Here is a 12,079-nt window from a genome sequence, read left to right as displayed (position 1 = left end):
GATGTTCTGTCTTACTCTTTTAATTCTATTGTTCCGTCGAATACTTTGACCGCAGGTCCGGTCATATACAAATGGGCTCCCTCACCTTTCCAGTCGACCGTCAGCTTGCCTCCGTCCATACAGATAGTGGCATAATCCCCACATCTGCCGGTGAAAGCCGCCGCTACCGCAGTGGCACAGGCCCCTGTGCCACAAGCCTGGGTGATTCCGGAGCCTCTCTCCCACACCCGCATACGGATGGTTTCCTTGTCCAGCACCTGGGCAAATTCCACATTCACCCGGTCGGGGAACAGCGGATGATGCTCAAGCACCGGTCCTACTGCCGGCAAATCCACCTCTTCCATCTTGTCCACGAAGATGACCAGATGCGGATTTCCCATAGATACAGCGATTCCTTTCTGGTAAGGATATGATTCCCCCAAGTCTACCGGATGGATATCGGCTGGAATGCCCATATCTACCCGCACGCTCTCCACTTTCCCCTCATTTACCTGCAGATGCAGTTCCTTGATGCCGGAAAGCGTGTCCAAAAGGATGTCCGTCTTTGTAGTCAGTCCGTATTCGTATAAATATTTTCCGATGCAGCGGCTGGCGTTTCCGCACATCTTGGCTTCCGAACCGTCGGCATTGAAAATGCGCATGCTGAAATCGGCTTTGTCTGAAGCACCAATCAGCACCAGTCCGTCACTGCCTATCCCCGTGTGGGGACGACTCCATTCCACCGACTTTTCTTCGGGGTTCGTCAACGGGTATTTCATCGTATTCACATAGATGTAATCATTACCCAAACCGTGCATCTTTGTAAATTCTATTTTCATACTGTTTTCAGGTTTAGCTTTTGTATCCTTCTTCGTGTACATCGGTCACCGCGCGTCCGCTCGGCTCGTTAATGTGCTGGAAAGCTTTGTCCCAGGCCAGCGCTTCTGCCGTAGAGCAGGCTACACTCGGCACACTGGGCACACTCTTGGCCGCACTGTCGCTCGGAAAATGTTCCTCGAAGATGGAACGGTAATAATATTCTTCCTTGTTGCGGGGAGGATTGATGGGAAAACGTTCAGCTGCATGAGCCATCTGTTCATCGGATACCTCTTTGGAAGTAAATTCCTTCAGCGTATCAATCCAGCTGTATCCCACTCCGTCACTGAACTGTTCTTTCTGACGCCATGCCACGCTCTCGGGCAGCATGTCGGAAAACGCTTCACGCACAATCTTCTTCTCAATGGTCTTTCCAGGACACATCTTGGCCTTTGGATTCAGGCGCATGGCAATATCCAGAAATTCCTTGTCCAAGAAAGGCACACGCCCTTCCACTCCCCAAGCAGCCAATGCCTTGTTGGCCCGCAAACAGTCGTACAGGTAAAGTTTAGACAGTTTGCGCACGGTTTCTTCGTGGAAAGCACGCGCATCGGGAGCCTTGTGGAAATAAAGGTAGCCTCCGAAAATCTCATCGGCTCCTTCCCCACTGAGCACCATCTTGATACCCATACTCTTGATGACACGCGCCAAGAGGTACATCGGAGTAGATGCACGGACAGTTGTCACATCGTAGGTTTCAATGTAATAAATCACATCGCGAAGGGCATCGAGTCCTTCCTGAATGGTATAATGAATTTCGTGGTGTACCGTACCGATGTAATCGGCCACTTCACGTGCCTTGGCCAAGTCGGGCGCTCCTTCCAGACCAATGGCGAATGAATGAAGCTGAGGCCACCAGGCAGCCATCTGTCCGTCGGTTTCCACACGACGGGCCGCATAGCGCTTGGCAATGGCCGAAATCACTGAACTATCCAAACCTCCTGAAAGCAACACACCGTATGGCACATCACTCATCAGCTGTCCGCGAACCGCCTTTTCCAGTCCTTCGCGCAGGGCACTTACCGAAGCCGGCGCATCGGCCACTGCGTCATAGCTGGTCCAGTCGCGCTTGTACCAACGTACCATCTTTCCTTCCTTGCTGGAATAATAATGTCCCGGCAAGAAGGGTTCATAGCGTTCGCAGAATCCTTCCAGCGCTTTCAGTTCGCTGGCGCAATATACCTTTCCGTCGCTGTCATAACCGATGTAAAGTGGAATCACGCCAATCGGGTCGCGCGCAATGAGAAACTCATCCTTTTCTGCATCATAAAGCACGAAGGCAAAAATACCGTTCAGCTCTTCCAGGAAATGAATACCATAATCACGATACAGCGCCAGAATCACTTCACAATCACTGCCGGTCTGGAACTCGTACTTCCCGGCATATTTCTTACGGATGTCGCGGTGGTTGTAAATTTCACCGTTGACAGCCAATATCTGTTTCTTGTCGGGTGAATACAGCGGTTGGCCCCCACTTTCCGGATCGACAATCGACAAACGTTCATGGGCCAGAATAGCTGAGCCCCCACAATAAATCCCACTCCAGTCGGGCCCGCGATGACGAATCTTCCGGGCCATGGCCAAAGCTTTTCCACGCAACTCTGGAGTTTGTTCTTTAATATTTAAAATAGCTGCAATGCCACACATAATCGTAAAGTTGTATTTATATTTTGTATGAAAATCTATTATTATCTCCGACTCAGATATGCATCAATGTCGGCTGCGGCCTTACGTCCACCTGCAATGCATTTCACCACCAGACTGGCTCCGGTAGCGGCATCACCTGCAACGAATACATTGGCCGGGAATTCCGGCTGTTCCGGACGGAGGAAACCCATAGCCAGCAAAACCAGGTCGGCTTTCAGCACTTCCTTCTTGCCAGTAGGCTTCATCACCGGACGTTCTCCTTCTGCTCCCGGAATCCATTCTACTTCTTCCACTTCCACCCCGCAAACTTTACCATCCTTTTCCAGAAAACGGTTGGAAGTCAGGCTCCAGCGACGTACACAGCCTTCTTCATGGCTACTGCTCGTCTTGAGCACGATGGGCCACTGCGGCCACGGAGTTTTCGGATTATAGCCTACCGGCGGCTTGGGCATGATTTCAATCTGCGTCACGCTAAGTGCTCCCTGACGGTTACTGGTACCGATACAATCGCTTCCCGTATCTCCACCTCCGATAACCAGCACATTCTTTCCTTTGGCAGTAATGCGTTCTTCCTTCGGAATCTGCTGTCCGGCCAGCACACGATTCTGCTGTGCCAGCATTTCCATGGCAAAATGGATACCTTTCAAATCACGGCCCGGAATATTCAAGTCACGTGCCTGCGGTGTACCCGTACAAATGCAATAAGCATCAAAACCTTCGGGCAGATGAGTGACATCGATATCCGTATTCACTTTGAACGTAATACCTTCAGCCTCCATTACCGCAATACGACGGTCGATGACTGACTTGCTGAGTTTGAAGTTCGGAATACCGAAACGCAACAGTCCACCCACATATTCCAGTTTTTCGAACACCGTGACAGTATACCCTTTCTGGTTCAACTGGTTGGCCGCAGCCAGTCCGGCAGGTCCGGAACCGATAACGGCCACCGATTTCCCGTTCCGCTTGTACTGGCGAGGCTGCACATAACCTTCACGGAAGGCTGCTTCAATCACTGCGGCCTCATCCTCACGGATAGTGACCGGCGCATCCATACTCAGTTTCAATACACAACTTTTTTCGCACAATGCCGGACAGATACGTCCGGTAAATTCCGGAAAGTCGTTGGTTCCGGAAAGTATCTCATAAGCTTCTTTCCATTTTCCCTTGTACATGGCATCCTGAAACTCCGGGGGGCGATTGCCCAGCGGACAAGCCCAGTGGCAGAAGGGTACCCCACAGTCCATACACCGCGATGCCTGCAACTTACGCTCACTTGTGTTCAACGTCTGTTCCACCTCACTGAAGTCTCTGATACGATCGTGTATCGGACGATATCCGGCTTCTTGTCTGGGAACGGTCAGAAATGCTTTTGGATTTCCCATATATCTAGTTTTTTACTGTTCAACAATTAATCAATAATCACGCTGTACCTCTGCAATTTTCTGCTGCAATTTGCGCATCTGCTCTTCGGCCAGTACCTTCTTGTATTCAATCGGAGTCACCTGAATGAACTCTTCCACGTAATGGCCCCAGTTGTCCAGCATCGTACGAGCCAGCTGAGAGCCTGTGTACAAATAATGCTGACGAACCAGTTCATGCAATTCCTTACGGGCTGTGGCATCTTCCAGCAAGGACAGTTCCACCATCTCCATGTTGCAGAAATAGTCGAAGTTGCGGTCTTTGTCCCATACATAAGCCACACCACCACTCATACCTGCGGCGAAGTTACGTCCGGTCTTACCCAATACAACCACACGTCCGCCGGTCATGTATTCACAGCAGTGGTCGCCCACTCCTTCTACCACGGCAATGGCACCGGAATTACGTACTGCAAAACGTTCGCCCACACATCCGTTGATGTACACCTCCCCGCTGGTAGCACCATACAACAGCGTATTGCCTGCAATCACATTGTTTTCGGCCAAGAAATTGCTTCTAACCGGAGGCTGTACAGAAATATGTCCTCCACTCAAGCCCTTGCCCAGATAGTCGTTGGCCTCTCCTTCCAACTTGAAGCTGACACCGTGTGGCAGGAAGGCACCGAAACTTTGTCCGGCAGAACCCTTGAACTTCACTTGAATGGTTTGTGCCGGTAATCCAGCCTGACCATACTTGGCAGCTACTGCTCCCGAAAGCATGGCTCCCACCGAACGGTCTGTATTGGCAATGGCATATTCCAACGATACTTCCTTGCGGTTCTCCAACGCTTCACGTGCGGCAGCCAGCATGCTGACATCTTTCACGTTTTCAATCTCATGACGCTGTTCGGTCACATTATGCAGAGCAGCCCCATTATCCACCTTGTGCAACAGTTTGCTGAAATCCAGCAACGATGCTTTCTCATTGGTTGTCGGACGTATCTCAATCAAGTCTGTACGGCCTACAATGTCTTCCAGACGAGAGAATCCCATTTCTGCCAGGTATTCGCGTACTTCCTGTGCCAGGAAGCGGAAGAAGTTGACCACATAGCGGTAATGGCCACGGAAGTGTGCCCGCAACTGCGGATCCTGTGTAGCCACTCCCACCGGACAAGTATTGGCATGACACTTACGCATCATCACACAACCCAATACAATCAGTACAGAAGTTCCGAATCCGAATTCTTCTGCCCCCAGCAAAGCCATACTGATGATATCGCGTCCGGTCTTCAACTGTCCGTCGGTCTGCAAACGCACCTGTCCGCGGAGTCCGTTGAGCACCAGTGTCTGCTGTGTCTCGCTCAAACCAATTTCCGGAGAGATACCTGCATAACGCATAGAAGAGGCAGGAGAAGCTCCCGTACCGCCTTCCGCACCGGAGATGACAATCAAATCGGCCTTGGCCTTTGCCACACCGGCTGCAATGGTACCGATACCACTCTCGGCCACCAGCTTCACACTGATTTTGGCTTTCGGATTCACATTCTTCAAATCGAAAATCAGCTGCGCCAAATCTTCGATAGAATAGATATCGTGATGAGGGGGAGGTGAAATCAGTGAGATGCCCGGAATAGAATGACGCGTCTTGGCAATCACCTCGTTAACCTTGAAGCCCGGCAGCTGTCCGCCTTCACCCGGCTTGGCACCCTGAGCTACCTTAATCTGAATTTCCTGGGCATTTACCAAATATTCAGTGGTAACCCCAAAACGTCCGGAAGCCACCTGTTTGGTCTTACTGCACAAGGAGATACCGTCGTAGGTTTCATGGAAACGATCAGAATCCTCCCCTCCTTCACCCGTGTTGCTACGTGTGTTGAGCTTGTTCATGGCCAAAGCCATGGCTTCGTGTGCTTCCTTGCTGATAGAACCAAATGACATGGCTCCTGTCACAAAGTGTTTCACGATTTCTTCCACTGGTTCCACATCATCCAATGGAATCGGATTACGACGGAAAGTAAAGAAGTCGCGCAGGAAAATCGGACTTTCCTTTTCGTCTACCCGACGAGTATATTCTTTGAACTTGGCATAGCTGCCCAAGCGAGTAGCCAACTGCAAGGCACTGATGGTTTCCGGATTCCACGCATGTTTCTCACCGTCCTTCCGGTAAGAGAACTGTCCGATGTAAGGCAGCAAATCGCTCACCTCTTCTTCTTCAAAGCCTGCATCATGGAATGCCTTGTAATCCTTGGCAATACTTTCCAATCCCACACCTCCGATTGAAGAAGAAGGTGTACCAAAATAAGTGGAAAGAATTTCACTGCCCAGACCCACCGCTTCGAAAATCTTGGCTCCACGGTAAGAACGTATCGTACTGATACCCATCTTACTCATCACCTTGTAAAGTCCCTTGCAGACAGCCTTGATATAATTCTTTTCTGCCGTTTCATAGTTCAGCTGCACGTCGCCCTTCTTCACCATGTCATCCAGAATGGCAAATACCATATAAGGATTGATGGCACTGGCTCCGTACCCCAGCAACAAGGCCGCATGCATTACCTCACGAATTTCACCGCTTTCGACAATCAACGCAGTCTGTACACGCTTCTGTACGGAAATCAGGTGATGGTGCACGGCACTCACTGCCAGCAGGGAAGGAATAGCCGCATGCTCTTTGTCAATCTCGCGGTCGGAAAGGATAACGTAGTTCACACCTTCATCTACGGCTGCTTCCGCTTTCTTACACAATTCATTCAATGCCTCACGCAACCCTTCAGCGCCCTTTGAAACCTCGAACAGCATCGGGAGTTTTACGGTATTAAATCCTTTGTAGCGGATATTACACAAAATATCGAGCTGAGTGTTGTTCAAGATAGGATGTGGCAGACGTACCATCTTACAATGTGATTCGCTCGGTAACAAAATATTCGTACCTACTGCACCGATGTATTCAGTCAACGACATCACCAGCTCCTCACGTATCGGGTCGATAGGCGGATTGGTGACCTGCGCAAACTGCTGGCGGAAATAATTGAACAGGACCTGCGGTTTGTCGGACAATACAGCCAACGGCGTATCATTACCCATAGAGGCTGTCGGCTCTGCTCCGTTCATACACATTGGCGTAAGCGTACGTTCTATATCTTCACGCGTAAAGCCAAAGGCCCGCAAATGACGTTCATAGTCAGTTACGGAATTGGAAATCTTACGACCACTGCGCAAGGTATCCAATTCAATCCGGTTGGTAGAAAGCCACTGGCGATAAGGCTTGGCTGCGGCCAGCTGACCTTTCAGCTCGCCATCATAGTAGATACGACCTTCCTGCGTATCCACCAACAGAATCTTACCCGGTTGAAGGCGGCCTTTTTCCTTGATGGCTTCCGGTTCGAAATTGATGACACCCGCTTCACTGGCGACCACCATCATATCGTTCTTCGTAATCAGGTAGCGGGCCGGACGCAGACCGTTACGGTCCAACATACCTCCGGCATAACGTCCGTCACTGAACAGCAAGGCAGCCGGACCATCCCACGGTTCCATCAAAATAGAATGGTATTCATAAAATGCCTTTAAGTCTTCACTGATAGGGTTCTTGTCGTTGAACGATTCAGGTACCAGCATGGCCATGGCATGAGGCAGGCTCAATCCGGACATGACGAAGAATTCCAGTACATTATCAAGCGACGCACTGTCACTCATTCCCGGCTGGATAATTGGGCCAATCTTTTTCACATCACCCAACAAAGGAGTGGAAAGCACACTTTCACGCGCTTCCATCCACCCGCGGTTTCCACGGATGGTATTGATTTCACCATTGTGTGCCAACAAACGGAACGGCTGTGCCAAACTCCAAGTAGGGAATGTATTTGTACTAAAACGAGAATGTACAATAGCCAGTCCACTGGTAAAATAGGGCTGAGTGAGGTCCTGAAAATATTCACGTACCTGCACAGAAGACAGCATACCTTTATATATAATGTTCTTGCTCGACAAAGAAACGATGTAAAAGTCTTTGTGATGCACACGGCGTTCAATCTTTTTGCGCACTATATATAAGGTACGTTCAAAACTCTCCAAATCGGTAGCTCCCGTAATGAACACCTGCTTGATATCAGGCTCGGTTTCCTGTGCACTTTTGCCCAAGATGGATGAGTTCACCGGAACAGAACGCAAATGCATCAGTGACAAGCCTTCCCGTTCCACTTCCTCTATCATGATGCTCAAAATAGACTCTTGTTCTTTCAAATCCTTCGGAAGGAAGACCAGTCCTGTACCATATTTTCCCTTTTCCGGAACCGGAATACCTTGAAGCAGAATAAACTCGTGCGGAATCTGCAACAAAATACCTGCGCCGTCACCGGTTTTATTATCAGCTCCTTCCGCTCCACGATGTTTCATATTTTCCAACACCTTCAAGGCAGCATCCACCAAATCATGCGATTTGTTACCGTGAATGTCTACAATCATTCCCACACCACAAGCATCATGCTCGTACTCCGGATGATAAAGGCCGGAAGAAGCCGGACGACTTTCCGCAACTCCTGCTTTGTCTTTCTTCATAAAATCTCCTGCTATCCTCATTTTGTCTTTCTTATTTAACACCTAGTTCTCTATTTTCATTCTATTTGTCCACAAAAATAAGAATATAACTTCCAATATGACAGTTTTAAATGATTTTTCATGACAATATTTTCATCACAACCAGTCAATACTTTTATTTTAAAGAAAATACCATTATTAAAATTTCAATATGAAACAATTTATAATTGTTTTAATTACAATTATTACATTCCAAAAGAACAAATCTATTTTTTTAAGTATATACATTACGCGTTCTAAGAATTGTCTGTTATTTTGTAAAAAGAAATCTTTCAATAGTAGTCTGAAACCGTAAATAAATGGAAACATTAAAACATGAATGTGGAGTGGCCCTTATACGGCTTTTGAAACCACTGGAATATTATCAGGAAAAATATGGCACATGGATGTATGGCTTGAACAAGCTGTATTTGTTAATGGAGAAGCAACACAATAGAGGACAAGAAGCCGCAGGATTGGCCTGCGTGAAACTACAAGCGAATCCAGGCGAAGAATACATGTTCCGTGAAAGAGGATTAGGTGCCGGGGCTATTACAGAAATCTTCAACAACGTACATCAGCAATACAAAGATTTGACCGAAGAACAACTGCACGACGCCGAATTCGCCAAAAAGTGTTTACCTTTTGCCGGTGAACTTTATATGGGACATTTGCGCTATTCTACTACCGGAAAGAGTGGTATTTCGTATGTGCATCCGTTCCTTCGCCGCAACAACTGGCGGGCAAAGAACCTGGCACTGTGCGGCAACTTCAACCTGACCAACGTGGACGAAATATTTGCCGACATCACGGAAGCCGGACAGCATCCCCGCAAATATGCCGATACATATATCATGCTCGAACAAGTGGGACACCGCTTGGACAGAGAAGTAGAACGCCTCTACAACCAATGCAAAGAAGAAGGTCTGAAAGGCATGGATATCACGCACGCCATTGAAGACCGGATTGACCTGACAAACGTATTAAAGACATCTTCACCCAAATGGGACGGAGGATATGTAATCTGCGGAATGACAGGAAGCGGAGAAGCTTTTGCCGTACGCGACCCATGGGGTATCCGTCCGGCATTCTGGTATCAGGATGATGAGATTATGGTATTGGCATCCGAACGTCCGGTTATCCAGACTGTATTGAATATTCCGGTGGAAAGCATCCACGAACTGATGCCGGGACAAGCACTTTTAGTCAACAAAAAAGGACAGCTCCGTTTGGCACAAATCAACAAACCGGGTATCCCCAAACCTTGTTCGTTCGAACGAATCTATTTCAGTCGCGGAAGTGACGTCGACATCTATCGGGAGCGAAAAAAACTGGGTGAAATGCTGACAGAACCCATTCTTTCAGCTGTAGACCACGATATAGCCCATACGGTAATTTCTTTTATTCCCAACACGGCAGAAGTCGCTTTCTACGGAATGTTACAAGGGCTGGACAACTACCTGAACCGATTAAAAATCAAACAAATCGAGGCTTTAGGACATAAGCCTGACCATCAGGAACTGGAGAAAATCTTGTCGCAACGCATCCGAAGTGAAAAGGTTGCCATCAAAGATATCAAACTTCGTACCTTCATCGCCGAAGGCAATACGCGAAACGACTTGGCTGCACATGTGTACGACATTACTTATGGCAGCCTTGTGCCCCGTGAAGACAATCTGGTTATCATTGACGACAGTATTGTGCGCGGCACCACCTTAAGGCAAAGCATCATTGGTATCCTTGACCGTCTGCAACCGAAAAAAATAGTCATTGTCTCTTCTTCTCCTCAGGTCCGCTATCCGGACTATTATGGCATCGATATGGCCAGCATGGAGCAATTCATTGCTTTCAAAGCAGCCATTGCCCTACTGGAAGAACGCGACATGCAGCATGTCATTGAATATGCCTACCGAAAATCAAAAGAACAGCTGACCTTGCCGAAAGAAAAAATGCGCAACTACGTAAAGGAAATCTATGCACCTTTTACCGATGAAGAAATCTCTGAGAAAATTGCAGCGCTATTGACTCCTGCAGGCACACGGGCAAAAGTTCAAATCGTCTACCAAACACTGGAAGGCTTGCACGAAGCTTGTCCGAATCATCCGGGAGACTGGTACTTCAGCGGAGACTATCCAACTCCGGGAGGAACCAAACAAGTAAACAAAGCCTTCATTGAATGGGTAGAAGAAAATTATCAATTTTAACGGATTATAAAACCTCTATGACCCGTAAATAAATACTCTAAGCATCCTTGTTTTCCCCAGCCACAAAAACAAGGATGCTTTTATTTTTCACGTATCCTACCTTAAAAATTCCGGTGAAGTAAGAATCAAAAAATCTTCCTTGAAAGATGAATTTTTGACATCTCCAGTTTGCAATATAATGAAGTATTCGTATATTTGCAGCGTAGAAACAGAATTCATGGAAGCATTTTACAGAACACATAGCTATTTGGTAGAACATACCAATGCCCCTGTACGTCGTGACCTGATGGACGAGATTGACTGGAACGACCGACTGATTGGTATTAAAGGCACAAGAGGGGTAGGAAAAACCACCTTCCTTTTACAATATGCAAAAGAAAAATTCGGGACAGACCGCTCATGCTTGTTCGTAAACATGAATAATTTCTATTTTTCCAAGTACAGTCTGGTAGATTTTGCTGGAGAATTCGTCAAACGGGGAGGAAAAGTATTACTTATTGACCAGGTATTCAAGCTTCCCAACTGGAGCCACGACCTACGTACCTGTTATGAACGGTATCCACAACTCAAAATCGTGTTTACCGGTTCTTCAGTTATGCGACTGAAAGATGAAAATCCGGAGCTGAACGGCATCGTCAAATCGTATAACCTGAGAGGGTTTTCGTTCCGTGAATTTCTGAATCTGCAAACAGGAAATCATTTTTCCTCTTATACACTTGATGAGATCCTGCATAACCACGAGCATATTGTAAAGACAATTCTACCGCACATTAATCCGCTCAATTATTTTCAGGACTATATCCATCATGGTTTCTACCCATTCTTCCTTGAAAAAAGAAACTTCTCCGAGAACCTGTTGAAAACCATGAATATGATGATTGAAGTAGACATTCTACTCATCAAACAAATTGAACTGAAATATCTGTCTAAAATCAAAAAATTACTATATTTGCTAGCTGTAGACGGACCGGTTGCGCCCAATGTGAGCCAACTGGCCAGTGAGATACAAACCTCACGAGCCACGGTCATGAACTATATTAAATACCTGGCAGATTCGAGGCTTATCAACATGGTTTATCCCAAAGGCGAAAACTTTCCTAAAAAACCGGCCAAAATCATGATGCATAACACGAATCTGATGTACAGCATCTATCCGGTAAAAGTAGAAGAGCAGGATGTACTGGAAACATTCTTTGTTAATACCTTATGGAAAGACCATAAAGTAAACAAAGGTGAAAAAGGAACCTCTTTTGTGGTAGACGACGCACTGCATTTCCGGATATGTGGAGAAGGTAGCAAATACAAAAGCAACCCGAACATATATTATGCGATGCATAAGATGGAAATAGGACATGGCGACCAGATACCTCTGTGGTTATTTGGCTTTTTATACTGATAACAATATAATTGTATTACTCAATATTTAATTAGTAATTG

General features: G+C 47.2%; 6 protein-coding genes. 2 read left to right on the top strand and 4 right to left on the bottom strand.

What is annotated here, in order from left to right; genetic code table 11:
• Nucleotides 1-11 precede the first annotated feature (11 nt).
• Genes dapF through gltB form a run of 4 tightly spaced genes read right to left on the bottom strand, consistent with a single transcriptional unit; the run spans nucleotide 12 to nucleotide 8,441 of the window.
• On the bottom strand, nucleotides 12-818 hold the full coding sequence (gene dapF, locus OIM59_RS03855; RefSeq protein WP_299172584.1) for a diaminopimelate epimerase: 807 nt from the start codon (nucleotides 816-818) through the stop codon (nucleotides 12-14).
• Nucleotides 819-831: 13 nt separating this feature from the next.
• Nucleotides 832-2,502, bottom strand: a complete 1,671-nt coding sequence (gene asnB / locus OIM59_RS03850) for an asparagine synthase B (RefSeq protein WP_299172581.1) — start codon at nucleotides 2,500-2,502, stop codon at nucleotides 832-834.
• A 41-nt stretch (nucleotides 2,503-2,543) separates the two neighbouring features.
• Nucleotides 2,544-3,887 carry a glutamate synthase subunit beta gene (locus tag OIM59_RS03845; RefSeq protein WP_303895177.1) on the bottom strand — a complete coding sequence of 448 codons (1,344 nt, stop codon included), beginning with the start codon at nucleotides 3,885-3,887 and terminating at the stop codon, nucleotides 2,544-2,546.
• Between the two features lie 30 nt (nucleotides 3,888-3,917).
• Nucleotides 3,918-8,441, bottom strand: coding sequence for a glutamate synthase large subunit (gene gltB / locus OIM59_RS03840; RefSeq protein ID WP_299172575.1), 4,524 nt, complete (start codon nucleotides 8,439-8,441; stop codon nucleotides 3,918-3,920).
• Between the two features lie 317 nt (nucleotides 8,442-8,758).
• Between gltB and OIM59_RS03835 the strand changes: the two genes are divergently transcribed.
• Together OIM59_RS03835 and OIM59_RS03830 are read left to right on the top strand one after the other, a co-directional pair.
• Nucleotides 8,759-10,642, top strand: a complete 1,884-nt coding sequence (locus tag OIM59_RS03835) for an amidophosphoribosyltransferase (protein ID WP_299172573.1) — start codon at nucleotides 8,759-8,761, stop codon at nucleotides 10,640-10,642.
• 217 nt (nucleotides 10,643-10,859) lie between these two features.
• On the top strand, nucleotides 10,860-12,038 hold the full coding sequence (locus OIM59_RS03830; RefSeq protein ID WP_299172571.1) for an ATP-binding protein: 1,179 nt from the start codon (nucleotides 10,860-10,862) through the stop codon (nucleotides 12,036-12,038).
• Nucleotides 12,039-12,079: the final 41 nt, after the last annotated feature.

The sequence above is a fragment of the Bacteroides mediterraneensis genome, assembly GCF_025993685.1.
Lineage (GTDB): Bacteria > Bacteroidota > Bacteroidia > Bacteroidales > Bacteroidaceae > Phocaeicola > Phocaeicola mediterraneensis_A.
Note: the sequence above shows the minus strand (reverse complement) of the source record. Positions and strands in the feature narration are given on the sequence as shown.

Coding starts and splice junctions, on each gene's coding strand:
- dapF (WP_299172584.1), bottom strand. CDS start 818: ATGAAAATAGAATTTACAAAGATGCACGGTTTGGGTAATGATTACATC.
- asnB (WP_299172581.1), bottom strand. CDS start 2,502: ATGTGTGGCATTGCAGCTATTTTAAATATTAAAGAACAAACTCCAGAG.
- OIM59_RS03845 (WP_303895177.1), bottom strand. CDS start 3,887: ATGGGAAATCCAAAAGCATTTCTGACCGTTCCCAGACAAGAAGCCGGA.
- gltB (WP_299172575.1), bottom strand. CDS start 8,441: ATGAGGATAGCAGGAGATTTTATGAAGAAAGACAAAGCAGGAGTTGCG.
- OIM59_RS03835 (WP_299172573.1), top strand. CDS start 8,759: ATGGAAACATTAAAACATGAATGTGGAGTGGCCCTTATACGGCTTTTG.
- OIM59_RS03830 (WP_299172571.1), top strand. CDS start 10,860: ATGGAAGCATTTTACAGAACACATAGCTATTTGGTAGAACATACCAAT.